At 66.1% G+C, this 26,312-nt stretch carries 22 protein-coding genes and 3 pseudogenes; 11 read left to right on the forward strand and 14 right to left on the reverse strand.

The features are described 5' to 3' along the window. Positions 1-19: 19 nt before the first annotated feature. From ABDW35_RS07455 to ABDW35_RS07470, 4 genes are read right to left on the reverse strand one after another with little or no spacing between them, the layout of a single operon-like run. On the reverse strand, positions 20-796 hold the full coding sequence (locus tag ABDW35_RS07455; protein ID WP_343713222.1) for an N-acyl homoserine lactonase family protein: 777 nt from the start codon (positions 794-796) through the stop codon (positions 20-22). Between the two features lie 9 nt (positions 797-805). Beyond that, a complete protein-coding gene (locus tag ABDW35_RS07460) occupies positions 806-1,801 on the reverse strand; it encodes an ABC transporter permease (protein WP_343713223.1) in 996 nt (331 codons plus the stop codon). Further along, entirely contained in the window at positions 1,798-3,363 is a 1,566-nt protein-coding gene (locus ABDW35_RS07465) for a sugar ABC transporter ATP-binding protein (protein ID WP_343713224.1), read from the reverse strand. Before ABDW35_RS07465 ends, ABDW35_RS07460 begins: the two co-directional genes overlap by 4 nt. Before the next feature lie 14 nt (positions 3,364-3,377). Next, positions 3,378-4,322 (reverse strand): sugar ABC transporter substrate-binding protein, encoded by a 945-nt coding sequence (locus tag ABDW35_RS07470; RefSeq protein ID WP_343713225.1) that lies wholly within the window; start codon positions 4,320-4,322, stop codon positions 3,378-3,380. 195 nt (positions 4,323-4,517) lie between these two features. Between ABDW35_RS07470 and ABDW35_RS07475 the strand changes: the two genes are divergently transcribed. Further along, the gene (locus tag ABDW35_RS07475) at positions 4,518-5,534 is read left to right on the forward strand and encodes a LacI family DNA-binding transcriptional regulator (protein ID WP_343713226.1); all 1,017 of its coding nucleotides are present in this window, start codon (positions 4,518-4,520) and stop codon (positions 5,532-5,534) included. Positions 5,535-5,826: 292 nt separating this feature from the next. Next, positions 5,827-6,222: pseudogene (locus ABDW35_RS07480) on the forward strand (transposase); the annotation flags it as partial. Positions 6,223-6,456: 234 nt separating this feature from the next. Here the strand turns inward: ABDW35_RS07480 and ABDW35_RS07485 are convergent. Beyond that, complete coding sequence (locus ABDW35_RS07485; RefSeq protein WP_343713227.1) at positions 6,457-7,227, reverse strand: helix-turn-helix transcriptional regulator; 771 nt, start codon at positions 7,225-7,227, stop codon at positions 6,457-6,459. Between the two features lie 142 nt (positions 7,228-7,369). On the opposite strand from ABDW35_RS07485, the gene ABDW35_RS07490 reads away from it, so the two are divergent. Next, entirely contained in the window at positions 7,370-8,254 is an 885-nt protein-coding gene (locus tag ABDW35_RS07490) for an SDR family oxidoreductase (protein ID WP_343713228.1), read from the forward strand. Between the two features lie 496 nt (positions 8,255-8,750). Here ABDW35_RS07490 and ABDW35_RS07495 read toward each other — a convergent pair whose 3' ends face one another. Further along, the gene (locus ABDW35_RS07495; RefSeq protein WP_343713229.1) at positions 8,751-9,656 is read right to left on the reverse strand and encodes an AraC family transcriptional regulator; all 906 of its coding nucleotides are present in this window, start codon (positions 9,654-9,656) and stop codon (positions 8,751-8,753) included. A gap of 96 nt (positions 9,657-9,752) precedes the next feature. On the opposite strand from ABDW35_RS07495, the gene ABDW35_RS07500 reads away from it, so the two are divergent. Together ABDW35_RS07500 and ABDW35_RS07505 are read left to right on the forward strand one after the other, a co-directional pair. Next, on the forward strand, positions 9,753-10,502 hold the full coding sequence (locus ABDW35_RS07500) for an SDR family oxidoreductase (protein ID WP_343713230.1): 750 nt from the start codon (positions 9,753-9,755) through the stop codon (positions 10,500-10,502). A gap of 517 nt (positions 10,503-11,019) precedes the next feature. Then, positions 11,020-11,106, forward strand: a pseudogene (locus tag ABDW35_RS07505) (hypothetical protein); the annotation flags it as partial. Between the two features lie 56 nt (positions 11,107-11,162). Here ABDW35_RS07505 and ABDW35_RS07510 read toward each other — a convergent pair. Then, the gene (locus tag ABDW35_RS07510; RefSeq protein ID WP_343713231.1) at positions 11,163-11,942 is read right to left on the reverse strand and encodes a helix-turn-helix transcriptional regulator; all 780 of its coding nucleotides are present in this window, start codon (positions 11,940-11,942) and stop codon (positions 11,163-11,165) included. 318 nt (positions 11,943-12,260) lie between these two features. Here ABDW35_RS07510 and ABDW35_RS07515 point away from each other — a divergent pair, with 318 nt between their 5' ends. The 4 genes from ABDW35_RS07515 (at position 12,261) to ABDW35_RS07530 (ending at position 17,661) form a co-directional block, all read left to right on the forward strand. After that, a complete protein-coding gene (locus ABDW35_RS07515) occupies positions 12,261-13,301 on the forward strand; it encodes an HlyD family secretion protein (RefSeq protein WP_343713232.1) in 1,041 nt (346 codons plus the stop codon). Continuing rightward, positions 13,291-14,883: an MDR family MFS transporter gene (locus ABDW35_RS07520; RefSeq protein WP_343713233.1), complete on the forward strand. Its 1,593-nt coding sequence runs from the start codon at positions 13,291-13,293 to the stop codon at positions 14,881-14,883. The genes ABDW35_RS07515 and ABDW35_RS07520 overlap by 11 nt, the downstream gene beginning before the upstream one ends. A 233-nt stretch (positions 14,884-15,116) precedes the next feature. Next, entirely contained in the window at positions 15,117-16,796 is a 1,680-nt protein-coding gene (gene leuA / locus ABDW35_RS07525) for a 2-isopropylmalate synthase (RefSeq protein ID WP_343713234.1), read from the forward strand. A 538-nt stretch (positions 16,797-17,334) separates the two neighbouring features. Next, positions 17,335-17,661, forward strand: coding sequence for a thioredoxin family protein (locus ABDW35_RS07530; RefSeq protein ID WP_343713235.1), 327 nt, complete (start codon positions 17,335-17,337; stop codon positions 17,659-17,661). 550 nt (positions 17,662-18,211) lie between these two features. Here the strand turns inward: ABDW35_RS07530 and ABDW35_RS07535 are convergent. Genes ABDW35_RS07535 through ABDW35_RS07545 form a run of 3 tightly spaced genes read right to left on the reverse strand, consistent with a single transcriptional unit; the run spans position 18,212 to position 20,702 of the window. After that, positions 18,212-19,105 (reverse strand): alpha/beta hydrolase, encoded by an 894-nt coding sequence (locus ABDW35_RS07535; RefSeq protein WP_343713236.1) that lies wholly within the window; start codon positions 19,103-19,105, stop codon positions 18,212-18,214. 2 nt (positions 19,106-19,107) lie between these two features. Then, the gene (locus ABDW35_RS07540) at positions 19,108-19,506 is read right to left on the reverse strand and encodes an ester cyclase (RefSeq protein WP_343713237.1); all 399 of its coding nucleotides are present in this window, start codon (positions 19,504-19,506) and stop codon (positions 19,108-19,110) included. Between the two features lie 56 nt (positions 19,507-19,562). Continuing rightward, complete coding sequence (locus tag ABDW35_RS07545) at positions 19,563-20,702, reverse strand: epoxide hydrolase family protein (RefSeq protein WP_343713238.1); 1,140 nt, start codon at positions 20,700-20,702, stop codon at positions 19,563-19,565. Between the two features lie 165 nt (positions 20,703-20,867). Here ABDW35_RS07545 and ABDW35_RS07550 point away from each other — a divergent pair, with 165 nt between their 5' ends. Continuing rightward, positions 20,868-21,272 carry a helix-turn-helix domain-containing protein gene (locus ABDW35_RS07550; RefSeq protein ID WP_343713239.1) on the forward strand — a complete coding sequence of 135 codons (405 nt, stop codon included), beginning with the start codon at positions 20,868-20,870 and terminating at the stop codon, positions 21,270-21,272. Between the two features lie 930 nt (positions 21,273-22,202). Here the strand turns inward: ABDW35_RS07550 and ABDW35_RS07555 are convergent. Together ABDW35_RS07555 and ABDW35_RS07560 are read right to left on the reverse strand one after the other, a co-directional pair. After that, complete coding sequence (locus ABDW35_RS07555) at positions 22,203-22,448, reverse strand: helix-turn-helix transcriptional regulator (RefSeq protein ID WP_343713240.1); 246 nt, start codon at positions 22,446-22,448, stop codon at positions 22,203-22,205. A 204-nt stretch (positions 22,449-22,652) separates the two neighbouring features. Then, positions 22,653-23,168 carry a hypothetical protein gene (locus ABDW35_RS07560; RefSeq protein WP_343713241.1) on the reverse strand — a complete coding sequence of 172 codons (516 nt, stop codon included), beginning with the start codon at positions 23,166-23,168 and terminating at the stop codon, positions 22,653-22,655. Positions 23,169-23,444: 276 nt separating this feature from the next. On the opposite strand from ABDW35_RS07560, the gene ABDW35_RS07565 reads away from it, so the two are divergent. After that, positions 23,445-24,953 carry a hypothetical protein gene (locus ABDW35_RS07565; protein WP_343713242.1) on the forward strand — a complete coding sequence of 503 codons (1,509 nt, stop codon included), beginning with the start codon at positions 23,445-23,447 and terminating at the stop codon, positions 24,951-24,953. 123 nt (positions 24,954-25,076) lie between these two features. Here the strand turns inward: ABDW35_RS07565 and ABDW35_RS07570 are convergent, their stop codons facing one another. Further along, a complete protein-coding gene (locus ABDW35_RS07570) occupies positions 25,077-25,736 on the reverse strand; it encodes an HD domain-containing protein (RefSeq protein WP_343713243.1) in 660 nt (219 codons plus the stop codon). 158 nt (positions 25,737-25,894) lie between these two features. Beyond that, positions 25,895-26,312, reverse strand: a pseudogene (locus ABDW35_RS07575) (PLP-dependent aminotransferase family protein); the annotation flags it as partial.

Raw genomic sequence — 26,312 nt, forward strand, 5'->3', positions numbered from 1 at the left:
CTGGCAGAAGCGCTATCGCTCAATGAAGACGAAGTGCCAGGCGGCTCATGTCACCATCGATGGCGTCGTTGATGCGGTCGATGGTCTTCAGCTGCTCCCAGACGCTGCCGACGCCGTTCGCCAGGGGCACATAGACGCCGTCATGGTTGTGGCCGCGGATATTGCTTGCCGCATAGACGCAATCGCCTGAGACGACGAGACGCCCGCGGGACGTCTCGAGGATCACGAATTGCTGGCCCAGCGTGTGGCCCTCACCCAGGCGCAGATGCAGCCCGGGCAGAATGTCGTCACGGTCGCCGTCCACCAGGTGCAGCCGGTGCTCGACCGATGCGTCGAAGGCACGCCGCAGATCGTCGGGGTTGATGATCTGGGTCAAGAAGCCGAAGCGCGGCGGCAGGGCCATGGCCTCGACCCAGCTCAGGATCTCCCGCTTCTGCACATAGATCTGCGCGTTCGGGAACTTTCCGATCGATCCCATATGGTCGAAATGAGCGTGGCTCAGCACGATGTCGGTGACGGCTTCGGGCGTCACACCCAGCTCGGCCAGCATGCGCAGCGGCGAGATCCAGTGCGGGATGCCGAAGCGCACGCTCATTTCCTCGCCGCTGCCCTCCTTCATGAAGCCGGTGTCGACCAGGACGGTCCGGCCGGGCTGCCGCGCCAGCACGAAGGAGAACGGCAGGTCGACAACGCCCTCGTCATGGGCGCCGTGGACCAGGCTGGCCACCGGCTGGTCCTTGGAGCGGGCGAACTCGACGATATGGACGTCCCAGAGCGGGGCCGATGCAGAGGACATGCCGGAACCTCAACTTTCCGCGATGGTCCGGCCGAGGCTGGACAGCCCGACCGCGACGATGAGAATGGCGCCCTGCAGGACGTATTGGGAGTAGGTCGGCGCGCCGAAGATGTTCAGCCCGTTGAAGCCGAAGGCGATGATCAGGGCGCCGATCATGGTGCCCAGCACGTGGAACTCGCCGTCGCGCAGCGTGGCGGAGCCGAGAAACACCGCGGCAAAGGCGGTCAGCAGATAGCTGTCGGCCGCGCTGGTGGTGCCGCTGCCGAGGCGGGAGGCGAGAAGAATGCCGGTCAGCGCCGCGCAGACGCCGGAGACGACGAAGCCGAGGATCTTGATGCGGTCGACATTGATGCCGGCCAACCGGGCCGCCGCCGGATTGCCGCCGACCGCCTGGATCTCCTGCCCCAGCGCGGTGCGCTCGACCAGGATCCACAGCGCCCCCAGGACCAGCGCCATCACCACGATGTTGTTGGGGATGCCGAACAGCCATCGCCCGAGCGAAAGCTCCAGGAAGGCCTCCGGCACGCCTGAGACGATCGGGACGCCGGCGGAATAGGCGAAGGACAGGCCGGTCAGAATGGTGCCGACGCCGAGGGTGGCGATCACCGAATTGACCTTGATCTTGGTCACGATCAGCCCGTTGATCAGCCCGATCAGCGCCCCGAGCGCCAGCACGATCAGGATGGCGACCGGGATCGGCAGGCCGCTGCCGACGATCAGACCCGTGACCAGCACGCCGTGCAGGCTGGCGGCGAAGCCGATCGAGAGGTCCAGTTCCCCCACCACCACGGCCAGGGTCAGTCCGCCGGCGATGATCATCGCCAGCGACGCCTGGTTCAGCACGTTGGTGAAGTTGTTGACGGTGGGAAAGGCGCGCGGGGAAAGGACCGAGAAGGCCAGCACCATGGCCACCAGGCCGATGATGGTCGCATAGCGCGCGAACAGGCCGAGGGCCAGCCTGGACTGCGGCGACAAGCGGCGGCTCGCGACGGCAGTGTGCGTCATCCGATTCTCCCGGCGGCGGCCGCGGCACCGCCCGCGGCATAGCTGGCCTCGATGATGGAATTGCGTGTGATCGACGGTCCGGCCAGCTCCCGCACGATGCGGCCCTCGGCCATCACCAGCACGCAGTCGCAGAGGTCGGGCAGCTCATCCGGCTCCGACGAGATCACCAGGATCGACATGCCTCCCGCGGCCAGGCCGCGCAGCAGGCGATGGATCTCGCCGCGCGAGCCGATGTCGACGCCGCGCGTCGGCTCGTCGAGGATCAGGACCTTGGGACCGCGCAGCAGCCAGCGGCCGATCACGACCTTCTGCTGGTTGCCGCCGCTCAGCCGCCCCACCGGAGTCTCGATGCTGCGGGTCTTGACGGCGAGGTCGCGGACGATCTGCAGCGACGACGCCTCGCGTCGCCGATGGCTGATCAGCGGCAGTGCCGGAGCGCGGATGATCCGGCTCAGATTGGCGATCTGCAGGTTGAAGGCCACGCTCTTGGTCAGGACCAGGCCCTCGGCCCGACGCTCCTCCGGCACCAGCCCCAGCCCCGCGGCGACCGCCTGGCCGGGGCTGCGCGGCGCGAAAGGCATGCCGTCCAGGACCATGGCGCCGGCCTCGGGCCGGTCCGCGCCGTAGATCAGCCGCGCCAGCTCGGTGCGGCCGGAGCCGACCAGCCCGCCGATACCCAGCACTTCGCCCCGGTGCAGGTCGAAGCTCACATCCCGGACCTTCGGGTGCCGGGCTAGGCCGGAGACATGCAAGACGACTTCGCGGCCCACGGCCCGGCCGCGGGCTGGCTCGGCCGGCCTGGTCTCGCCGCCGACGATGGCCTCCACCAGCACGGCCCGGCTCAGCGCGTCCTGCCCGATCTCGGCCACTGATCGGCCGTCGCGGAACACGGTGACGCGATGGCACAGCCGCAGGATCTCGTCCAGCCGGTGCGAGACATAGAGGATGGCGACGCCCGAGGCGGTGAGGTCGGCGATGATCGCGAACAGCCGCTCGGCCTCGCTGGCCGACAGCGATGCCGTCGGCTCGTCCATCACGATCAGCCGCGCCTTGCGGACCAGGGCCCGGCAGATGCTGATCAGCCAGTTCTCGGCCGTCGACAGGCCCTTCGTGCCGGCACGGAGCGAGGCGGTGATGCCCACCCGCTTGGCGATCGGCGCGACGTCGCGTTCGATCGCCGCCCAGTCGACCATGCCCAGGCGCCGCTTCTTCGGCACCCCGAGCATGATGTTCTCCAGCACCGTCATGCCGGGAACGAAGGCGAGCTCCTGGTGGATGAATCCCAGCCCCAGCGCGGTGGCGTCCTGCGGCGAGACGATGGCGACGGGCGCGCCGTCGATCCGGACCTCGCCGGCATCCGGGCGGGTCAGGCCGGCCAGCACCCGGATCAGCGTCGACTTGCCGGCGCCATTGGCACCGACCAGCCCGTGCACCCGCCCGGCCTCGAGCGACAGCGAGACGCCCTTCAGCGCCTGGACGCCGCCATACGACTTGGCCACGTCGATGGCCGCCAGGAAAGGGGCAGCCCCGGTCGACGCCGGCGGATCCTCGGGAGCGGCCATGCGCTGCCCCAGACTCATTTGCCGAGCGCCTCGGGGTGATCCTTCACGAACTGCTCGACCGTCTCCTTGGTGACCAGGACGGCCGGCACTTCGACGGCTTTCGGCGTCCAGCTGCCGGTGCCGGCTTTGATATCGACCAGCAGCTTCACCATCTGATGGCCTTCGGTATAGCTGTCCTCCCAGGCGGTCGCGTCCATGTGGCCGTTGCGGATGTTCTCGATGGCTTGGGCGTTGCCGTTGACGCCGTAGACCTTGACGTCGTCGCGGCCCTGCTGCCGCAGCGAGCCGATGGCGCCGATCGCCGGATCGTCCCAGCAGCCCCAGATCGCCAGGTTCTCGTCCCCTGCGGGGTGGGAGGCCAGCCAGGCATTGGCGTATTCCGCGCCGTCCTGGAAATAGCCCGGGATCCGCACCTCGTTCTTGGTGACCTTGATGTCCGGGTGCTTGGCGATGATCTCGTCGAACAGCGCCTCGCGGTTCCGGCAGACCTCGCCGGTGCGGTAGGTCAGGGCCAGGACGCTGCCCTTGCCGCCCAGATCCGCCACCAGCTTGTCGATCACCGGCTGGGCCAGCGGCGCGCCGGAGCCGTTGGTGGCGGCCACGCTGCCGCCCAGCCCCCCGCCCCAGGTCACGACCGGCACGCCCGCATCCTTCGCCGCGGCCAGCCCGGCGCCGATCGACGAATAGGGGAACACCATGTCGATCACGGCGCCGGCGCCGCGCTGCACGAAATTCTGGATCGCGGCGTTGGCCTGATCGGCGCTGCCGGCGGCATCGATCACCGACACCTCCCAACCGAGCTCCTTGGCCGCGGCGGTCGCGCCGGAGATGTAGCGGACGTTGTTGGCCTCGGTCGCGGCGATCGAGACGATGCCGATGAGCGTCTTGTCCTGGGCCGCGGCCATGCCGGCCGGCAGGGCCATGGCCACGGCAAGCATGCCGAGCAGCGGGGTCTTCATGTCGTTCCCTCCTCCCTCCGGGCGCGAGCTCCTCCTGTGGGCGAGCGTGCGCCTGCGTCAGCGAACAATATCTAACCGTTTCGCTAAACTCGACAATCTCGCAGGTTCTGACAAGCGTAAAATTCGTTGCAATGCTGCCTGGACAGGCCTACTGCGATCGGCGACAGTTGGCGAAACGATTAGCTGAGCATCCAGTTGGCAACCATCAGAGATGTTGCACGCGCAGCCGGCGTCTCGACCGCGACCGTCTCCGCCGTGGTGAATGACTCGGCCTATGTCAGCCCGGCGCTGCGGGCCCGGGTGCTCGCCGCCATCAACGAGCTGCAATACGCGCCGTCCGCGGTTGCCCGGAACCTCAAGCGCGGCACAAGCCAGCTGATCGCGCTCGTCGTCGCCGACCTGGCGAACCCCTTCTTCGCCCGCATCGTCTGTGCTGCGGAGGCCGCGGCGACCGCCTGGGGCTATTCGCTGGTGGTGTTCAACAGCGATGAGAAGCCAGAAGCCGAGCGGCGGGCCCTGTCGCGCATCAAGGCGCTGTCCTGCGACGGGGTGGTGCTGGTGCCGGTCGGCAGCCAGTCACAGTATTCGAGACGGGATTTCGATGGGAATTCCATGCCGTCGGTTCTCTTCGGCCGCACCGTTGAGGACAACCGCTCGGATACGGTGACGCTCGACAATGTCTCGGCGGCGCGGCAGGTGACGACCTATCTTCTCGACCTCGGGCATCGCCGGATCGGCACCATCACGGGCCCCCTGCACCTGAGCTCCGGTCGCGGCCGCCTCGACGGAATGCTTGCTGCGATGCAGGAGCGGGGCGTATCTCCGCGGGACGATCATGTCCGCAGCGGCGATTTCCGCGAGAACGTGGCCTATTCGGTGACGCGTGACCTGCTGCAGCAGCCCGATCGTCCCACCGCGCTCTATGTGGCCAACGGCGTCATGGCCTTGGGTGCGATGCGGGCGATCGTCGATCTCGGCCTCCGCTGCCCCGAGGACATCTCCGTTGCGTCGACCGACACGATCCCCGGTATCGGCGGACTTCGGCCGCGGCTGACGCGGACCGAACATCCGGTCGACGACATGACCAATGAAGCACTGCGGATGCTGGTCGACAGAATAAACCACGGCGTGGAGCTGCCGCCGCGCAAAGTGATGTTCCAGCCCACATTCGTCCTGGGGGACAGCTGCGGCCCTGTCGTAGGTCATAGCTGAGAGTCTGACCGACCCCGAGGGATCCCGAGGAGATCGGCCCACCTGGGCTGGACCAGTGCTACCGGACATCCCTCCTGGCTGGTCGAACCGGGGACAGGACCGTCCGCTCGGCACCCGATCGTCGGGCCTGGACCGTGAAGACCCCTGCCGGCCGGGCCATGATCGCGATCGAGCCAGTCCTCGCCCTGTCATGGTCCGGGATGCCGTGCGGGGCGGCGTCGGTGCCGGCCGCCTCCCCGTGTCGCTCGTGAGCCATGATCTGGCCGACGGCTCGCTGGTGCACTGGGTGACCTTCCGCGCCTTGGTTATCCGCCGACCCAAATACGGCTGCCGCGCCTGCGAGGAAGTAGTGGTGCAGGCCCCGGCGCCGACACACCTGATGAGGGCGGGTTGCCGACGGAGGCCGCCATCGCCCACGTGGTGGTGGTCGCCAAGTATGCGGACCACACCCCGCTCTATCGCAAAGCTCAGATGTACGCCCGCCGCGGCGTCGTGCTCGACCGCTCGACCCTGGCGTACCGGACTGGAACCGCGGCGGAGCTGCTGAAGCCGCTGCACGCGCGGCTGCTTGAGAAGCTGAAAGCCTCCGGGAAGCTCTTCGCCGATGAGACCCGAACTCCGGTGCTGGCCCCGGACGGGGCCGAACCAAGCTCGGGCGGCTAGCGGCTACGCGCGCGATGACCGCCCGTAGGGCGGCTCCGCGCCGCCAGGCATGGCATCGAGGACGTCATCACCAAGCTCACCAACGGCCATCTCCAAAGCCGCCTCGACGAGCTCTTGCCCTGGGCCCACGCACCGAAGCCCGCCGCCGCCTGACCTAAACCCCCGCAAAAGCGCGCTGCCCTGTCTGGTCATGGCGCCCCTTACATTAGGCCGAGCCCCAGACGAGTCTCACTGTCCGCTTACGCTTTAACCATGCCCCTCATCCGATCTGCGATGCGATCTTCTCCGCGTCCGCTGGGGTCGCCGGATTGTAAACACACATGCTCAGATCCGTCCGGCCGTCGACCGAAAAAGTCGAATATTCGAACGCGAGCGGGCCGAGCACCGGATGGCGGATGCGTTTGATGGCTTCACCATGAATGTCGCGAACATCGTTGTCACGCCACATCGTCCTGAACTCGGGACTGAGCCGGCAGAGCTCATCAACGAGGGGTTCTATCTCCGTTGCGGCCCCGGCGCGCACGGCCTCCACACGGAAGGCACCCACAATGTGGCGCGCCACGCTCTCCCAGTCATACTGCACCGCGCGGGCACGCGGATCGAGGAAGACGATGCGCAGAACATTGCGCTCGTGCGGCGGCAGCGCGCCGTAGTCGCCCAACATGACGGTGGCTGCCCGGTTCCAGGCGAGCACGTTCCAGATCGCCGTTCGAATCAGGGCAGGACTGGGGTCCAAAGCGTCGAGGACGCGCTGTAGGCGGGGCGTGACCCCACCATTCTCGCGGTAGCGGACCTCGGGCGGGCGTCCCAGGCCGAGCAGGAAGAGGTGTTCGCGCTCGACATCCGTCAGCATCAGGGCACGCGAGATTCGGCCGAGCACATCGGCCGAAGGGGCACCACCGCGACCCTGTTCGAGCCATGTGTACCAGGTGGGGCTGATGTTGGCGCGCTGCGCCACTTCCTCCCGGCGGAGGCCGGGCGTGCGCCGGCGCTCCGCGGGAAAGCCGAGCGCTGCGGGATCGAGCTTCATGCCCGCAGATAAGCCCCGAGGAGGTTTTCGTTCACCTGATGCACGTTCACACTGTTAATGATCTTACTATGATAAAGTCACTACTTTACCATAATAGCTTTTGCGCCAAGCTTGGTCTTCAAGGAAACCTGGAGATCAGTTCATGCGTGTTTTCGTTACCGGCGCCACCGGATTTGTCGGCATTCCCACCGTCAAGGAGCTGATAGGTGCCGGGCACAAGGTTCTCGGCATGGCGCGTTCCGAGGAAGGGGAAAAATCCCTGGCAGGCATTGGAGCGGATGTTCATCGCGGTTCCCTCGAAGACCTCGAAAGCCTGCGGACGGGCGCAGCAGCGGCCGAGGCTGTCATTCACTTGGGCTTCGTTCATGACTGGTCCAATTTTGCTCAGTCTTGCGAGATCGACCGACGCGCCATCGAAGCTTTGGGTTCGGTTCTCGCCGGCTCGGATAGGCTCCTCATGGTTACGTCGGGAACGGCGGGATTAGCAGGCCCGGGCCAGCTCGCGACGGAGGAGGATGATGTGTCGCCAGATTTCCCGAGCCCTCGCGTTTCGGAGCAGACGGCTCTATCGTTAAAGGACGTGCGAGCCTCGGTGGTGCGGCTTCCTCAAGTTCACAACACGGTGCGGCAGGGGCTTTTGACTTACGCCGTCGCTATGGCGCGGGAGAAGGGCGTGTCCGCCTACGTTGGGGAAGGGCGCAATCGCTGGGCGGCGGCGCACATCTCCGATGTCGCGCGCCTTTACAGGCTTGCGCTGGAAAAAAACGAAGCGGGCGCGAAATATCATGCGGTGGACGAAGAAGGCGTGCCGATGCTGGATATTGCCCACGCCATCGGTCGCAGCCTGAAGGTGCCGGTGAAATCCATATCCGCGGAAGAAGCACCGGCGCATTTCGGTTGGTTGGCGATGTTCGCCAGCCACGACCTTGTTGCCTCAAGCGAAAAGACGCGGAAAATGCTGGGCTGGAATCCGGTCGGGCCGGGGCTGATCGCCGATCTCGAAAGGGTTGACGTCGCCGATAGCTGAGGCGAGCAGGCAGCATGGCAGGATTGCCTTTATCCTGGTTCGTTCCAGTCACCGAGGCGCTTCAATGCGCGATGCGACGCCTCTGGTAAGGGTTGTCTGCCCCGGTTCATGCCGCCAAGGCTGCGCTGCGGCTCTGCCTTTCCGACCGGTCTGCCGAGCAAGCGGGCTGGCTCTCTGCGCTTGCGCCTCAAACCGGCCGTCCGGCTCGACGAACCGGCCGTTGCCTCGGTAACCGTCGAGGGTGCCGTTGCCGGCCCCACCGACGAGAGCATCGCCGCCGCCGATCCCACCAAAGTGTCGGCGCCGACGCCTTGCGATGATCACCCGCTGAATGGTGAAGCATACAAGCGCCTCGGGCTCGCGACACCCGGTTGGGCAGGAAGCTCAGCAGGCGAGTCCACGTCCTCAATCCTGCCTCCCGATGGACTCCGATCGCACCCACCACGAGGCCAGAAGCAATCTCCCGGCCGCGGCGCTGGCGGCTGGCCGACCTTGATCAGTTGGCCGCCCCATTCCGCGCATAGCGCGCCGGCGGTATGCCCACGTGCCGGGCAAAGGCAGTGCTAAACGTGCTCGCTGACCCATAACCGACCCGGACCGCGACCTGCGAAATCGCGAATTCGTGCGTGCGCAGCAGGCGTTTGGCGAGGGCCATGCGCCAGGCGAGCAGATATTCCATCGGCGGCAGTCCGACGATGCGGCTGAATCGGGCGAAAAAGGCAGAGCGCGACATCGCCGCTTCGGCAGCGAGGGCAGCGACCGTCCAGCCATGAGCCGGCTTCGCGTGCATCGCCCGCAAGGCCGCAACTAGGCGATCGTCGGAGAGCCCGCGCGCCAGGTTCGGTACCGACCCCGCGTCGGCACCGCAGCGCAGCGCCTCGATCAGCAGCACCTCCAACAGGCGTTCGAGCACCAGTTCACGCCCGGGCCGCGATCGGCGGGTCTCGTCGCCGACCAGCTGCATAAGCGTCGCAAGCCGCGGCTCACCGCGCGCCACCACCATCGTCGGGAGTAAAGATACGAGGAGAGCGGCATCGGGCGACGCGAAGCTGCACAACCCGACCTGCATCCTGAGGTTGATCGGCGCGTCCGGCAGGCCGATCCGGAAGCGCCCTTCGCCAAGCTCGACCGGCAGCATGTCTATCCCATGAGGTGGCGCGTCGATGCTCTCGATGACCTGATCATTGGTCGACGGTGACAGCACGAAATCACCGGCGCGTACGATGATCGGCGGCTGCCTCGCGCCGACCACGCGGCACTCGCCTTCCAGAACCGCGAAATAGACGGGCTTGCCCTCGACATCGCGGCGGATGCGCCAGCGCCCGGCATATTCGACTAGCTTCGAAAAGCTGGCCGATGGCTGGAGCAGGGTCACGATCTCCGCAAGCGGATCGACGGGCATATCTGGACTATCGCAAATTGATTCGAGACGTTCACCCATAGAAAGTATGACGCACGGGCGCCACCTCTGGATCACCTTCAAATTCGGAGCAATGTCATGCCCAGCGTCCTCATCACCGGTTGTTCCTCGGGCTTCGGCCTCGAAATCGCGAAATTGTTCCTCGAGCGTGGCTGGAAGGTGATTGCCACCATGCGCAAGCCCAAGGCCGATATCCTGCCGGCGTCCGACAATCTCGTCGTCCTGCCGCTCGACGTCACGGAGCCGACGAGCGTCGCCAGCGCAATGGAACAGGCCGGCGAGATCGACGTGCTGGTCAACAATGCCGGGTTCGGGGCGGCGGTGCCGGTCGAGCTGATTGAGACAGAGACGGCGCGCCAACTATTCGAGACGAACACGTTGGGCACGCTGGCCACGCTGCAGGCGGTTCTGCCCAAGTTCCGCAAGCGCCGGGCGGGCGTGATCGTCAACGTCACTTCCACGGTGACGCTGAAACCCCTGCCGCTCGTCAGCGTCTATCGCGCGAGCAAGGCGGCGGTGAATGCGCTCACCGAAAGCCTGGCGGTCGAGATGGAGCCGTTCGGCGTGCGTGTGCATATCGTGCTCCCCGGCCGTTCGCCGGAAACCCGGTTCGGCGACAATGCGATGCCGCACCTCCGCGGGCTCAACGATCCAGACTACAAGCCGCTGATCGAAGGGATGATCGCCAGTTTCCGCGAGGATAGCGGCCCGGTCACGCATGCCAGCGATGTGGCGGAGGCGGTCTGGCGGGCGGCTACGGATGCGAATGCGCCGCTCAGGATTCCGGCGGGAGCGGATGCGGTGCAGTGGATGGCAGAGGCAGCCTGATCCTCGATCACGCCCGTGCGCCGGTCGCCCGCGGCGGATTGTCGTGTCCGTGACCGCGCGGCTCGGGTAGCCAATCAGAGCCGGCCACGAGGAGCCGATCACGGCAAGTTGCGTGGGTGCTGGCGCGCGCGACCACACTAGAGGCTATTCGTTGTCGTCGGTGACCGTCGACTTGGCGCGACCGGCGACGTTCGACGTTATCGGGCACCCTGCCCATCCCAAGGGTGTACATGCCCGCGTTCCGACCGGCTCTGTCGACCGGGCGCGGCCCGGGAGCGCCACAAGCGGCCCTTCCGTCGGCACCTCGATTCCGGATATTGCCGATTCCACAGGATCTGGCCTGTCTCGATCAGCTCCACGCGCGGACCGCGCTCAAACCGGCCGTCGCAACGGACTCTCCGAATCGGTCATGACCGCACGCGACTCGACCAAGCGGACCTCCTCGTCGCACTAGCATCGCCCAGTGTGGCCGAGCTTGAGGCCTGGATGCGCGACTCTCCCACCACGTCGAGGTCGCAAAGCGATGAACTACTTGTTCAAGCGCTGGCCGGCCTTCACTCGCTTCCTCGACGATGGTCGAAGCTGCCCGACCAACTACGCGGCACATGGAAGCGCTGTGGATCACAGCTGAAGACGGCGGCCTGACGTCTGCCCGCAATCTCAACCCGGCCCCCGCTCACCGCGCGGCGAGTAAGCACTGGGCGGCACCCCCAACTCGCGCCGGAACATGGCGGCGAAGGCGCTGGGGCTGTCGTAGCCGTGCTCGAGCGCGACCTCCAGAATCGAGCGGCCTTCGGCCAGGCGCGGCAGGCTGAGGAGGACGCGGGCGCGGCGGCACCAGTCGCCGAAGCTCATCCCGGTCTCACGCCGGAAGAGACGGGCCATGGTGCGGCTGCTCATGGCCAGGCTGCGCGCCCACCCCTCCATCTCCGCCGGCCTGGACGGGTCGGCGACGAAACGGCCGCAGAGCGCCGCCAGCCTCGGATGCCGGGGGATCGGCACGTGGAGGTCGAGGACCGTCGCAAGCCGCAGTTCGTCCAGGATCAGCTCCATGATCCGCTGGTCGCGGCCACCGAGCTCATAGGCCAGCGGCAGGTCCATAGCGGCGATCACCAGCTCGCGCAGCAGCGGCGAGACCTGGAGCACACGGCAGTCGCGAGGCAGGTCCGGCCGGGCGTCGGGCTCGACGAAGACCGTCCGCATCCGGATCGGGCTCGCGGTGCGGATCTCGTGCTCGATCCCGCCCGGCATCCACACGGCCCGCCCCGTCGGCACCACCCAACTGCCGGGCGCCGCATGCACGGTCATGACGCCGGAGATGGCGTGGATCAGCTGGGCCCGGCGATGGCTGTGCGCGGGCAGGACGATGCCGGCCTCGTGATCACTGGGGAAGGCCGCCAACGGACGTGGCGTGACCTGGCAATCCTCATGGGTCAGCATCCTGTCCATTCCTCGACGATGGCTGTCATTCCGGCGCGCGCAGGACGGCCTGCCGCTGAGTAACGTCGCTTCAGGCCGGCCGCAACGCTTGGCGGGACAGGGCAGCCCCTCACCGGATGCATCTGATTATCGCTCGCACCGCTTCGGCCGGAAGCGTCCCGAATTCGCAGGTCCAGCATGAGCATCATCACCAGACGCGCGCCGACGGAAGCGCAAGACGATCCGGCGGCCTCGACCGCACCCGGCCGGGGCAGAACTCGGCGGGGCAAGGCCCTGCTCCTCGCCGCGGCTGCCGTCGCGGCGTCAGCGGGCGGCTGCGTGGCGGGCTGGCGCTGGTGGACCGTCGGCCGCTTCCTGGAAGAGACCGACGACGCCTATGTGCGGGCCGATGTCGTGACCATCAGCCCCCGCGTCTCGGGCTACGTCGCCGCGGTCATGGTCGGCGACAACGAGCCGGTGCAGGCCGGAGAGGTGCTGTTGCGCATCGACGACCGTGACCACCTGGCCGAACGCGACAAGGCGCAGGCCGCAGTCGACGCCGCGGAGGCCGATGTCGCGGCCGATCTCGCCGCGATCGCGACCATCGACGCCCAGCTGCAGCAGCAGCGCAGCGCAGTGGCCGAAGCCCAGGCGGCGGCCGACGGCGCCGATGCCGAGGCGCAGCGGGCCCGGCGGGATTTTGACCGCTTCCTGGCTTTGGCCGACCGGCAGGCGGCAAGCCGCCAGAGGCTGGAGACGGCGGAGGCCGACAGCCGCAAGGCCGATGCTGCCCTGGCCAGGGCACGGGCGGCCCTGGCAGCGGAGGCCGGCCGGATTCCGGTCCTGACGGCCCAGCGCCGCCAGGCCGAGGCCGCACTGGAGCGCAGCCGGGCACAAGCCGGGCAGGCCAGGGCGGCGCTGGCCCTGGCGCAGAACGCGCTGGACAGCACCGTCATCCGTGCCCCGACCGGCGGCATGGTGGGCCAGAGGACCGTCCGCGCCGGCCAGTATGTCGAGCCCGGGCTGCCGCTGCTCGCGGTCGTCCCGCTGAATTCGGCCTATGTCGTCGCCAATTTCAAGGAAACCCAGCTGCGCGCGATGGCGCCGGGTCAGCCGGCGGACATCAGCGTCGATGCCTTCGGCGGCGCCGTGCTGCACGGGCATGTCGGCAGCTTCTCGCCGGCGTCCGGCGCCCAGTTCGCGCTGCTGCCGCCGGACAACGCCACCGGCAACTTCACCAAGATCGTCCAGCGCATCCCGGTGAAGATCCTGATCGATCGGCCAGCGGAACGCGGCTTCGGGCTGCGGGCGGGCATGTCGGTGGTGGCGACGGTCGATACCAGGGCCGGCGACCGTCCGGAGCGCTCCGATGCGCAATAAGGCCCGGGCCGAGCGGCCGGTCCCCCTCCGGTCCTGGATCGCCGTGATCGGGGGCGTCTTCGGCTGCTTCATGGCCGGCATGAACGTCCATGTCACCAACGCGTCGCTGCCGGACATCGAAGGCTCCCTGGGCGCCAGCTTCGATGAAGGATCCTGGATCACCACCGCCTATCTGGTGGCGGAGATCGTGATCATCCCGCTGACCGCCTGGCTGGCCGAAGTATTTTCGATCCGCCGCGTCCTGATCGCCGGGACCGTGGGGTTCCTGGCGTTCTCCGTCTGCTGCTCGCTGGCCCCGACCATCGGCACGATGATCGCCGCCCGGGCCTTGCAGGGGGCCGCCGGCGGCGTCCTGATCCCGCTGTCGTTCCAGCTGATCGTGACCGAGCTGCCACCGTCGAAGCACCCGGTCGGCATGGCGCTGTTCGCGATCGCCAACAACGTGGCCCAGGCCGCCGGGCCAACCATCGGCGGCTGGCTGACCGATGCCTATTCCTGGCGCTGGATCTTCTATCTCCAGATCCCGCCGGGCCTGCTCTTGCTCGGGGCGATCGCGTGGTCGATCGACCCGAAGCCGATGCGGACCGACGAGCTGCGCCGCGGCGACTGGGGCGGCATCATCGCCATGGCCGTCGGGCTCAGCGCCCTCCAGATCGTGCTGGAGGAAGGCGGGCGGAAAGACTGGTTCGCCTCCGGCTTCATCGTCTACGCCAGCGCCGTCGCCGGCGCGGGCCTCATCGCCTTCGTCGCCATCGAGCTGTGCCGAAGCCGCCCGTTCATCGATCTGCGCCTGCTGGCCCGCGCCAATTTCGGCCTGGCGAGCCTGGTGCAGTTCACCTTCGGCGCCGCGATCTTCGGTGTCGTGTTCCTGGTGCCGAACTATTTCTCTCAGCTGCACGGCTACAATGCGCGGGAGACCGGCCTCGTCATGATCCCTTATGGGGCGGTCCAGCTGGTGATGTCGTTCCTGACCCCGATGCTGATGCGGCGGCTGGGGGCGCGCCCGACCGTCGTCCTGGGTTTCGCCTTCGTGGCGGCGGGATGCTTCATGAGCACGGGCCTGGACGCGAACAGCGCCAGCAACGTGATCGTGCCGTCGCTCGTCGTCCGTGGCATCGGCCAGTCCCTCGTCGTCGTCGCCCTCTCGGTGATGTCCGTGGCGGGGCTCGAGCGGCATCAGCTCGGCTCGGCCTCCGGCCTGTTCAGCATGGTCCGGAATCTCGGCGGCGCAATCGGCATCGCGATCATCAGCCAGATCGTCGTCGAGCGTGAGAAGCTTCACGCCATGCGCCTTGGCGAGAACGTCAGCCTGTACCTGCCGGAAACCCAGGAGTGGATCATCGACGGCGTGCGCGCCGTATCGGGGGCGCAGGTGGACCGCACCGACGCCCTGCTGGGCGCAGGCGCCCTTCCCGCACGCATGCAGGCGATCGGACTGATCGACGGCGAGATCCATCGCCAGGCCCTGTTCATGGCCTATGGCGATGCCTTCCTGGTCGCGGCCATCACCCTCGTGGCCTGCGGCGCCGTCGCGGTCTTTCTCCGCCAGGGCCGGGCCGTGGCGGCGGGCGGCGGCCACTGACGGCCCTGTCCGGATCGCGCCGACGGTTGTCCGGGCCGCGCGCGCCCACGGCGCTGAGACAGCCTAGGCTGCGACCTCCCGTGCGGCCCCTCATGACCGAGATGAGATCTCCCTTGCCCATCCCTGCCCTGCCCGGGCTTCGACTTCGCTGCGGTCGTCGGGACTGACGGCGCCCGGCGGCCGTGACTCCGCCGTCTTCATTCCTCTCAAAGACATGCAGGGACATTGGGCATATGCTGACCCGACCGGACACCAAATATCGCCCCTTCATCGGCCCGGACCTGGCCGACCGGACCTGGCCCTCACGCCGCATCATCGCGGCGCCGCGCTGGTGCTCGACCGACCTGCGCGACGGCAACCAGGCGCTGGTCGACCCGATGGACGGGAAGAGCAAGCGCCGCTTCTACGAGATGCTGCTGCGGCTGGGCTTCAAGGAGATCGAGGTCGCCTTCCCCTCCGCCTCGCAGACGGAATTCGACTTCGTCCGCGAGTTGATCGAGGAGGATGCGGTCCCGGACGACGTGACGGTCCAGGTCCTGACCCAAGCCCGGGCCGACCTGATCCGCCGCACCTTCGAAGCGCTGGAGGGCGCCGATCGAGCCATCATCCACCTCTACAGCGCCACAGCGCCCGTGTTCCGGCGCGTGGTGTTCGGGATGGACCGGCCGGAGATCGTGGCGCTGGCGCTCGCCGCCGTGCGGAGCATCCGGGACGAGGCCGACCGCCGGCCGGGAACGGCCTGGGGCTTCGAATACTCGCCGGAGACGTTCTGCTTCACCGAGCCCGAATTCGCGCTGGAAATTTGCGAGGCGGTGCTGGCCGCCTGGGACCCGTCGCCGGAGCGGCCGCTGATCCTGAACCTGCCGGCGACGGTGGAGGTGGCGACGCCGAACGTCTATGCCGACCAGATCGAGTGGTTCTGCCGCCACCTGTCGCGCCGGGATTCGGTCACCGTCAGCGTGCATCCGCACAATGATCGGGGCACCGCCGTGGCGGCGGCGGAGCTGGCGGTGATGGCCGGCGCCGAGCGGATCGAGGGCTGCCTGTTCGGCAATGGCGAGCGCACCGGCAATGTCGACCTCGTCACCCTGGCGCTGAACCTGTACACCCAGGGCATCGATCCAGGGCTCGACTTCTCCGACATGCGCGAGGTGGTGCGGATGGTCGAACATTCGAACCGCCTGCCCGTCCATCCGCGCCATCCCTATGCCGGCGAGCTCGTCTTCACGGCCTTCTCGGGGTCGCACCAGGACGCGATCCGCAAGGGCTTCGCCGCCCAGGCCGCGCGCAACGACGGGATCTGGGAGGTGCCCTACCTGCCGATCGACCCGGCGGATCTCGGCTGCAGCTACGAGGCGGTGATCCGGGTCAACAGTCAGTCCGGCAAGGGGGGCGTCGCCTGGATGCTGGAGCAGGACAAGGGCCTGCGGCTGCCGCGGCCGCTGCAGGTCGATTTCAGCCGCGTGGTGCAGGCCACCGCCGATCGCACCGGACGGGAGCTGACCGCAGCGGATCTCTGGTCCGCTTTCGAGGAGACCTACTGCCTCTCGGGCCCTCAGCGCTTTACCCTGCTCGACTACACCGACGATGGGTCGCACAGGCCCGGGCGGAGCCGCCGGTTTGTCGGCCGGATCGCGATTGACGGGCGAGAGCGATCGATCAGCGGCAGCGGCAATGGGCTGATCTCTGCCGTGCTGGATGCCCTGCGGGAGGACTGCGGAATTGCAATCGAGATCGTCGACTATCACGAACATGCGCTGAAGCCCGGAGCCGAGGCCCAAGCGGCCGCCTATCTCGAATGCCGCGATGCTCGGGGACGGGCGGTGTTCGGCGTCGGCATCGACGCGGATGTCGCGACCGCTTCGGTCAAGGCGGTGCTGAGCGCCGCGAACGGCCTGACGAAGCGGGGTTGAAGGGGTCGGGAGGGGCCGTCCGGCCCCTCTACCCGCAGTCAGGCGCCCAACCGCTCGACGTCGAAGATCAGCGTGACGTTTCGGGTGAATTGCTTCATCGGCGCAATCAGCCTCCCGTCCCTATCCGTGCGGCTGGGCCGGGGTGCGCCAAATCCGCTCATAGAGGTGGCGCCCCAGAACTGGACATAGCTCGACTCCGCCCGGAGTTGTTGATCCATTCCGAAATCTGGCCAGCACACTCTTCCGGGGAAGTGCTTTTGCTGCCTGCAGACGGGGTGACGCACAACGTCTCCTCAGGTCAGCTTCCCGCCCATGCCGCAGCAGCGGCTTCGTCCTTCGCCGTTCTGCCTGGTCGTAGCGGCAGGGAAAGGCGCGCTCTTGCCGAGCCGGCACGTGCCGAAGGCAGCCTGCTCCCACTCGGGAGGGGGGCGAGGTCTATTCGCAAACTTTAGCAGGAATGTGATCCTCGAAGTCGCGATCGGCATCGGGTAGCTTCTGAGTCGCCGCATTCAAGCGGTTCTGGAATCCGGAGATTCACATGAATGGTTATCCGAACGTCACTGCAGTAGACGATCAGACCTTTGAGTCCGAGGTCCTCTTGTGCTCGGTGAGGTGCCTGGTAGAATTTGGCGCAACCGAGGTGCAGCCCAGCCGAGATATTCTTCAAATACTAAACCTTCTTGGAAGTCAGTTTCAGGAAACAGCGAAAATGTTCTACGTAGATATCGAAAAATACGATAATCTATTTCGAAAATATAATATTCGACCCGACACCATCATTAGATTTGTGGAAGGCCAGCCATCTGGCGAACTCGTGGGAATACACGAGTACGGCGACTACGTGGATCTCCTTAACCTCGGTTGAGACTAGCAAAGCTCCGTCAACGTTCATGCTCGGCCAAGCTGGCCGTTGCCTCCTGAGCATGTTCTTCCTATTGCTCGCCAGCTGCGTTGGGGCTCGGAGCCAACCGTTTTAACGTGGAGGCCCATATTTTAGCAGCCGGGCCTAGGTGCGCCATTTCCGGCCGTCGCAGCGGCGACCCGATACCAGACGTTGCTCGGGACAGGGCGATCCGGGTGCTTCTCGGCCCGGCCGACCCGACGAGAATGCCCGAAAGCGGCCGTCGCAGCCGGTTCGACGAAGCGGACATGACCGGGCGCGACCCATTGCCGACGTTCGGAACGTCCGCTGGGGGCAGCCTGACCCGCGCCTCACGGCCGAGCGTGGCCGAAAGAGGAACGGCTGGTTGGAGCCAGTCAACTCGCGAGGTGGTCGATCGAAGCTGCTTGCTCCGACCGGGATCGTCCTATGGGTCCGTTGCGATGCGCCGGGTTCCCGAGCTGGGGCAGTCTCACGTCGGAAGCCGGTACAGTCGAACAAGCCGCCGGTAGAGCCGTCGGGCAGACATCATGCGTCAGCCTATCCACCCGCGCACGGTCAGGATAGCATCGGCAAAGTCATGGGGCGCTTCCCACGGCAGATTGTGGCCGCAGTCGACGGCGCGATGCTCATGGCGAGCGGAGAACATCGAGGCGTGGTGCGCTGTGCCGCCGGGTTTCAGGGGATCCCGCAGACCGTCCAACGTCAGCGTGGGAACGCCGATCGTGGGCTTCTTGGCTAGGCGTGCCTCGAACGAGGCCAGAGCCGGGTCGCCGGCCGCCGTCCCGAAACAGAAGCGGTACGCGTGGACCACCACGTCGACGAAATCCGGGTTGTCGAAGGAGGTGGCTGTTCTCTCGAACGTGGATTCCTCGAACGTCCAGCCCGGCGACCATCGCTCCCAAAGCGCGCGGCACAACTCGCGACGGTGAAGTGTCAGGCACTCGCGTCCACGCTCGAGCTGGAAGAGGCTCTGATACCAGATCTCCCGTTCCATCGCCGGGGCAAAGGCGTGTCCAAGCCGTTCGACGTCGACGATGTCGTAGCCGGCATAAGAGACGAGGCCGGTCACGCGCTCCGGCCAGAGGGCGGAGGCGACGCAGGACGCAACGCCGCCCCAATCGTAGCCGGCCAGGATGGCGCGCTCGATGCCTAGGGCATCGAGTAGGTCGATGAGGTCTTGGCCGAGTGCAGCCTGTTGCCCGCTGCGCATCGTATTCGAGGACAAGAAGCGTGTGGGCCCGAAGCCGCGCAGGTAAGGCACGATCACCCGAGCTCCCGCCCGTGCCAAATGCGAAACGACCTCGTCGAAGGCATGAACGTCGTAGGGGAAACCGTGTGTCAGGACCACCGGCCACCCCGCTTCCGCACCTTCATGGAGGAAGGCGACCTCCAAAGTCTCGGTGCGGGCTGTCCTCAGGCTCGACACTCCTACACTCCGAGCCCGAGCTGCGCTCGGACTACAGCCTGGTCGATCACGGACCAGACGTCCTCGATCTTTCCGTTGGCGAACCGATAGAAGACGTTCTCGGTAAAGGACACGCGCCTGCCGTTGATGGCTAGGCCGAACAATTCGCCTTTGGGCGTGCAATCGAAGAGCAGCCTGGCCCCGATGACGGGAGGATCGGCAATGAGAAAGTCGATGTTGAAATCCAGATCGGGGATTGCCGCGACGTCGCCTTCGAGCATCTTCCGATAGCCACCTAGGCCGACCGTCTTGCCGTTGTATCGGGCCTCGTCGGCGACGTGGTCCCCCAGGCGCCCCCAATCCCGCCGGTTCAGGCAATCGATGTACGCCCGATATCTCTCCAGGAGTTCTAACTTCGTCATTCGTTCATTCCCGATTTTCCGAATGCAGAGGCCTGCGGAAGCTGGAAGGCCCGGCTTCAGGGCCGCTCCCGAGATACGGTGGCAATAAAGGCGCGAAGGTCGGCCAGCATGAGTTCCGGTTGCTCCAGGGCCGCGAAGTGGCCGCCTGCAGGCATGTCGCTCCAGTGAACGACGTTGTAGGTCTTCTCGACGAGCGAACGCGGCGTCGGCAGGAACACGGGGTCGGGGAACGCCGCGATGCCGGCGGGTACTCGTATGCGCGAGCCGGAAGGAAACCGATCCGATCGCTCCAGGCGCTTGCCGTGATATATCCAAGTCGCCGTAACGACCGACGACGGGGCGAGGTAAAGCATGATGTTGGTGAGCAATTCTTCTTCCGAAAATTTGCTCCAGACGTCCGGGCTGCCGTCGGCACGCTTCGGCAGATCTGCCCATTGCCCGAATTTTTCAAGTATCCACCCGGCGGCGCCGACGGGACTGTCGGCCATCGCTACTCCCAGCGTCTGTGGTCGAGTTTCCTGCTCGTGATTGTAGCCGGTCTCCCAATCGAGGATTTCGTTACGGCGAGAGATCAGATCCCTTTCCTCTTCAGTCGTCGGAGTGACGTCTTCGGCGACGACGTAGACCATGTTGATGTGAAATCCGAGTAATGCATTGGGCTGCGTGTAGGCCATCCAGCTCGCGATGTGGGCGCCCCAGTCCCCACCCTGAACGATATAGCGGGACTGTCCGAACAACCTGACCATAAGCCCGTGCATGAGGTCTGCGGTGCGACGGGGGCCGATGATGCCGGTGATCGGCTTGGAAAAGGCGAAGCCCGGGAGCGACGGAACGACAACGTCGTGTCCGTCCGTCGCGAGGGGCTCCAGAAGCTGCTCGAATTCGAGGAACGATCCCGGCCAACCATGGAGAAGAAGGATGGGCGGCTTTGACCCGTTCCCCCGCACATGGAGGAAATGGATGCGCTCGCCTTCGATGTCGGTTGTGAAGTGGGGCAACCGATTGAGGCGCCGTTCGGCTGTGCGCCAATCGTAGGCGTCACGCCAGTAGGCCACGAGCCGCTTCAGGTCGTTGATACCTACGCCCGATTTCCAACCTCCTGCATCCGGGAGTTGGCTCCAATCGTACGCTTCCACCCTTGATCTGATGGCGGCGAGCCGTTCGTCACGAATTGCGATGGTGAAGGGCGAGATCATTGTCTTCTCCTGATCCGCTTCGCATTTGGGAGAAAAGTGGGGCTAGGTAACGCCCAATCCCTGCCACGAGCATTCATGATCGCTCACGGGAACCTCCCTTTCGGACCGAAAGATAGGGGCCAGTTGTTGATGCAGGGAGTACGCACAAACAGAGCATGTAGTGTCATGGATGATAGTGCTTCCCGTCGGGCGAGAGGACGGAAGGCCGGCCGGACCGGTTGCGCGGTCGAAGCGACGCTTTCGATCATCGGTGGACTCTGGAAGCCCGTTTTGGTCTTTCATCTGCTGCAGGGCAAACTACGCTTCAATGCCCTGTGTCGCGTCACGCCCTCGGCCACGCCGCGAATGATCACCCTGCAGTTGCGCCAGCTCGAGGCGGACGGGATCGTCAAGAGGACCGTGTTCCCCGAAGTTCCTCCGAAGGTGGAATACGAGTTGACCGAGCTCGGTCAATCGCTTGCGCCCGTGCTGATGAGCATGCGCGATTGGGGAGAGCGGTTCAAAGAATCAGAGGCGGCAGGCTCGTCGAGGGAGCTCGGCAGAGAACCATCGCAAATCAGTTCTCGATGACTGCACCTGAACGCGAGCCGGGCCGCGGTTCGCTATGCACGTGCTTCGAGCGCCGGAGCCAAGGCTGCTTTCCGCCCTTCCCCGCTGGCGCGGCCAGGCGGGACCGCGCCACAAGCGGACATTACACAGCCTCCCCGGAAGCGGACGTCGGACGGCCCCCGCGGTCGGTCCCGACTTTCGTGGGATGATACGGCAATCTTGCGGACCGGACGTCGGGATAAGGGGCAGCAGAAGGTTTGCTCGGCGCTGACCACGAGGCCACGACCCGGACATCCGGACGGCCTCAATATCTTCGGCCGAGGCTCCGGCAACTCGACCAGCACATTGCCCTGCGCCGAGGCCGTGACGGCCTGTCGGCCGCCTCGCCCAGCCCCGCAATGGCTCAGCCCCGGGCGGCGCGCCAGGCGCGGTACTCCGCCTCTGCCTCCGCGGTCAACCGGAGGGGCGCGGATCCGTGGACGGATGACGAGTTAATCGAGGGGCTTCGCCGCCTATACCGCGCTCACGGTAGGGTCTGCACGAGGCTGATCAATGAGGACCCTGGCCTGCCGAGCGTTGGGAGCTTCGCCAAGCAATTCGGCTCGCTGCGGCGCGCCTATGAGCTTGCCGGGCTCCCGTCGTCATTGAGCGAGATCCAAGCCGCCGTGACGGTTCGGAAGGGAAGGTCGCCCTGGCCGACGTACCCACGCCCGGACGGGGTCGGGCCGAGCCGGAGCATGCCGTCCGAGGCCATTCTCGACCGGCTGCGAGCAATCCTGCAGGCGCACGGCTGTTTGTCCCAGCAGTTGATCGACGACGACCCTCAAACCCCTTCATCAGCCACCGTCAGAAAGCGCTTCGGAAGCCTAGCGCGGGCCTGCAGGCTGGCCGGCTGGACGATGGATCCCGCCGTCGTCTCAGCGGAGATGTACAAGCGCCGCTGTCAGCGGTTCAACGCTTGGATGCGCGGGGGCGATGCGGATCTTGCGGCGGCTCCAGGAGCGCGCCAGGCGGAACGTTCAACGCCTTAGCCAGCTTACCGAGCATCTGGACCGTCGCGTTGTACTGCCCGCTTTCCAGTTGGCAGAGATAGCTGCGGTCCACTTCGGCTCGGAACGCCAGGGCGGTCTGCGTCATCCGTCGCTCACGGCGGAGGCGCCGGAGGTTCAAGGCGACGACTTCCTGAATGTCGCTCACGGCGTTCCTATCGCGTGCTTCCCTCGTCAGCGCTCAATACCGCCCCGGCGCCCAGGGTGCAATGCGCAGGCCCTCCAGGTCTCGTGCGGTCGCTCCTACGGGCGATGCTTCTGCCGGAATCGATGAAGAGGTCGCCGACCTACGCGCTCGCAGCTTCCGCAACTCGGCTCGCCGCGACCTATGCCCCCCTACCCCACCTCGAAATCACCCCGCAGCACAACTATCAGACAGCCGACATGTGCCGCCATCCGGTGGCGTTTTCAGGTATCTATGCCGTATTTTTGCCGTACCGGTGGGCAGCGTCGCGCCAATTATAAGCCTAAGCCATTGAAAAGGCTTGGCGAGCCATGGTGGATGAAAATGAGTACGACACCTTTGAGATCGCGCTATGACGCCATATCTGCCGTTTCCCGTACCATAGCCTGACCTCGGTACTCCTCGGAGCCAATCGTCAGCGGTTTCGCGACGATAGAACCTATACCCTTCTCGGGACCCCTTGCGCAGCCGGATAAAATGGGTCTCGGTGGCGTGGCGCTCGAGTTCGCGGAACACTTTCTTCTCGGGAATCAGCTTGGCAGCCGCATGGGGATCGCCGGTCATGAACACAGCGACGGCGAGCCTCAGGTTGGCGAGCAGCCGCTCACACATGGCGCGGATCTCTTCCGTGCCTTCGGCGGAGAAGGCCAGGCGGAAGCGAACCCTCTTGGCCGCCAGCTCCATTAAATGAATGCGGGTGGGCTCAGGCCTTTGGCCACTTCGCCCGTGAGACCGCCTTTTCCGCTGCTGCCACGCTGTCCTGGGCTCCACACCTGGCAAACCTTAAAGGTCGACATAATCTTTCTCAGGATTGCTCGCCTGTGAATTGGCACCAGGCCAAGCCCTCAGGATCTTACGTCAAACAGATATTGCGCCAATCAGTGCCGGAAGCGGCGTGCCGGTTGGCAGCAGAGATCACCTTGGTCGCTGATACGCCGCGACATCTTGAAGAGGTCCGACATGTGGCCGCGTCGCGTTCCCCCCTTCTCTCGTCTTCTGCAGCTTCTGATCTGTACCGGGGCGATTCTCGTCAGCGCGCCGGTTGCGGCTGTTGAATATGTGGCCGTCAATGTGGCGTCGGTTCTGAACACCGGCACGGCGAACGGCGCGCGGCTTGGCATCAACACCGATTACTGGTGGGATCATCAGGCCAATCGCATCGCCGGCGCGCGCACTCTGCCAGCCGCGCTGGCCGAATTGGGTGCGACCTATTGGCGGTACCCCGGCGGCGAGAAAAGCGACGGCTATCTGTGGTCGACGCCGCCGTTCAAAGCGCCAAATCCCCGCCTCGCACGCATCAGCTCGCAAGACTGGCCGTCGAATGACCCAGCGTATTGGCGCCCAAGCGCAAGCACTTCCGGCACTTGGGCACATCCGCCCTATGATTTCGACACGTTCATGGCCGAGTGCAAAGCAGCGCGATGCACGCCGGTGATGGTGGTCGCCTATGACGGCATCTACAAGCCGGCATTCCCGGGCGGCACGTCGCTGACCCGGCAGCAAGCGCTCGACACCGCGAAAGCGTGGGTGCACTACGCCAACATCGTCAGGGGCTACGGCATTCGCTACTGGGAAATCGGGAATGAAACCTCCATCCCCGGCTATATGGGCGGCGACCCTGGCCGCCAGCAGCAGGCCGCCGATGTGGTGGCATTCTGCGGGGCCATGAAACAGGCCGACCCCTCGATCCTATGCGGCGTCTTCGCCAGGAGCAAGGCCGACTGGAATACCCTGCTCGCCGGCGCCGGGGCCGAGATCGGCTTCCTGTCAGTGCACGCCTATACCGCCTACACCTTCGCCGGCTATCCGGACTACGCCAGGGCCAACCTCAACCCGATCGGCGCGGTCGACGCGGCATGGAACGCGTTGCAGGGCTTTCCCGAGCACCGCGACCGCATCAAGATCGCAGTCACGGAAACCGGTGGCCTCACCTTCGGCGTCAATGGCAATTGGACCCAAGGGGATCTCGGCCACGCCCTGATGACGCTCGATATGCTCGCACAATTCCAGCAGGATGCGCGGGTCGCCTTCACCCAGTTCTGGAACACGCGCTGGGTCCAGCAGAACGCCTCCGGCAACACATGGCCGAACTATGTCGGCAGTGAATCTGACGCACTTAAGCCAGACAACACGCTGGCGCCGCAGGGGATAGCCATCAGTCTGCTCTCGCGGTTTTCTCTCGAGCGGATGGTGGCGACCACCAGTACCGCCACGGTGCGCGTGTTCGCCAGCCACGATCCGGAGAGCGGGCGCCTCAACGTCTGGCTCATCAACAAGAGCACGGCTGAAACGCCCACGGAGCTGACGCTCAACCAGTACGGGCCCAAGCCACCGGCCGTTGCTACGCTGTCCGGCGCCGGCCCCAATGATCTCTTTCCAATATATCAGACCAAGCCGCCTGTCGTCCCGGTGGGCAATCGCCTCATTCTGACGCTCGACCCCACCTCCGTCACGGTACTGCAGTTCTGAGTCACAGCATCGGCGAGCGGAGCGGCCAAGGCAACCGGCTCGACAGAGCGGACACGGTCGCATCTGGCTCGCCGGCCGCCAAATCCACCGCGCGCGCTGTCGGGCGGGCGATGGAACAACCGGTCAATGGCGTCGGTGCGAGCCCAGGATGATGCTGCACAGATCTCCGCGCCGGAAGTTCGGATCCTTGAACGCGAGAATGTCGTCGTTGAAGGTGCCGAACGTGCTGTCGGGCCGATGCTTCATGCCCTGATAGAACGCCTCGATCATCTCGTGCTTGAAATCGCTGCCGCGGGGATAGGCGGCAATCACCGCCTCACGCTGCTCGGCCGTCAGGTCGTGATATCCGCGGCCGACCACATCCATGGCCGCGCCCGCCTGCACCAGGGCGATCTCCGGATGCATGTGCTCCGGGATGCCGGGCGTGGTGTGGAGGGCGACGGCGGCCCAGACCCTTTCGACATCCGTTTCGGGGATGCCGTGGCCGCGCAGGAACTCGCGGGCGGCGTTCGCGCCGTCCACTTCGAACCGAAGCTGGCTGTCCCGATATCGCGCGGTCAGGCCTATATCGTGGAACATGGCCGCGACGTAGAGCAGCTCCGGATCGAACACCAGGCCCTTCCGCTTCCCGGCCAGGGCGCCCCAGAAATAGACCCGGGTGGAATGGTGGAACAGCAGGTCGCTCTCGGTGTCGCGAACCAGCTGCGTCACCTCGCACGCCATTCTGCTGTCGGGGATCCCGACGCCGGCAATCGGGTTCGATATCGCCACTTCGTCCTCCATTGGCGGGGCTGCCGATGTGTGATCGCGGCAGCTGCTTCCGCTAGTGATCGTGGCGGAAAGATGCGCAGCGCCCCCCTGCCGAAACAGGACCAAGACCCACGTTTCGGACTGCACCACGAGGCGACGGCCCTGCCGCCCGCGCGGGCGCGGCCGGCTTGTCAGGTGAAGCGGCCGATGACCTGACGGAGCCGGCTGCATGCTCTATCGAGCTGCCGCTGCGGCGCCGTCGCGATGCCCAGCACAAGTCCCGATCGTGCGGAGGCCGGCGAGGCATACCAGAGCGACAACGGGACGGGCGCCAAACCGAAAGCCTGTGCTTCCTTGGCGATGACGAGATCCGGCGCGCCATCCGGAAGCCACAGCAGCGCGGCCAGCCCGGCGATGGTGACGCCATCGGCGCGCGGCTCCAGGCATTTCAGCAGCGCGTCCCGCTGGGCGGAGTAGACGCGCTTGGTGCGACGGAGATGGCGCATGTAGTGCCCTTCCCGCATGAACGCCGCGGTCGCGAGCTGCAGCGACGGCCCCGGCGCCGGGGCGAGGCAGGCGGCGGCCTCGGCAAACCGGGACGCCAGCGCC

Origin of the sequence: Inquilinus sp. (assembly GCF_039594555.1) — a bacterium.
GTDB lineage: Bacteria > Pseudomonadota > Alphaproteobacteria > DSM-16000 > Inquilinaceae > Inquilinus.

Coding starts and splice junctions, on each gene's coding strand:
- ABDW35_RS07560 (WP_343713241.1), bottom strand. CDS start 23,168: ATGGAGCTGGCGGCCAAGAGGGTTCGCTTCCGCCTGGCCTTCTCCGCC.
- ABDW35_RS07490 (WP_343713228.1), top strand. CDS start 7,370: ATGCGTGTTTTCGTTACCGGCGCCACCGGATTTGTCGGCATTCCCACC.
- ABDW35_RS07565 (WP_343713242.1), top strand. CDS start 23,445: ATGTGGCCGCGTCGCGTTCCCCCCTTCTCTCGTCTTCTGCAGCTTCTG.
- ABDW35_RS07460 (WP_343713223.1), bottom strand. CDS start 1,801: ATGACGCACACTGCCGTCGCGAGCCGCCGCTTGTCGCCGCAGTCCAGG.
- ABDW35_RS07465 (WP_343713224.1), bottom strand. CDS start 3,363: ATGGCCGCTCCCGAGGATCCGCCGGCGTCGACCGGGGCTGCCCCTTTC.
- ABDW35_RS07550 (WP_343713239.1), top strand. CDS start 20,868: ATGGATGATAGTGCTTCCCGTCGGGCGAGAGGACGGAAGGCCGGCCGG.
- ABDW35_RS07530 (WP_343713235.1), top strand. CDS start 17,335: ATGAATGGTTATCCGAACGTCACTGCAGTAGACGATCAGACCTTTGAG.
- ABDW35_RS07520 (WP_343713233.1), top strand. CDS start 13,291: ATGCGCAATAAGGCCCGGGCCGAGCGGCCGGTCCCCCTCCGGTCCTGG.
- ABDW35_RS07570 (WP_343713243.1), bottom strand. CDS start 25,736: ATGGAGGACGAAGTGGCGATATCGAACCCGATTGCCGGCGTCGGGATC.
- ABDW35_RS07540 (WP_343713237.1), bottom strand. CDS start 19,506: ATGACGAAGTTAGAACTCCTGGAGAGATATCGGGCGTACATCGATTGC.
- ABDW35_RS07495 (WP_343713229.1), bottom strand. CDS start 9,656: ATGCCCGTCGATCCGCTTGCGGAGATCGTGACCCTGCTCCAGCCATCG.
- leuA (WP_343713234.1), top strand. CDS start 15,117: ATGCTGACCCGACCGGACACCAAATATCGCCCCTTCATCGGCCCGGAC.
- ABDW35_RS07510 (WP_343713231.1), bottom strand. CDS start 11,942: ATGCTGACCCATGAGGATTGCCAGGTCACGCCACGTCCGTTGGCGGCC.
- ABDW35_RS07485 (WP_343713227.1), bottom strand. CDS start 7,227: ATGAAGCTCGATCCCGCAGCGCTCGGCTTTCCCGCGGAGCGCCGGCGC.
- ABDW35_RS07545 (WP_343713238.1), bottom strand. CDS start 20,702: ATGATCTCGCCCTTCACCATCGCAATTCGTGACGAACGGCTCGCCGCC.
- ABDW35_RS07470 (WP_343713225.1), bottom strand. CDS start 4,322: ATGAAGACCCCGCTGCTCGGCATGCTTGCCGTGGCCATGGCCCTGCCG.
- ABDW35_RS07455 (WP_343713222.1), bottom strand. CDS start 796: ATGTCCTCTGCATCGGCCCCGCTCTGGGACGTCCATATCGTCGAGTTC.
- ABDW35_RS07500 (WP_343713230.1), top strand. CDS start 9,753: ATGCCCAGCGTCCTCATCACCGGTTGTTCCTCGGGCTTCGGCCTCGAA.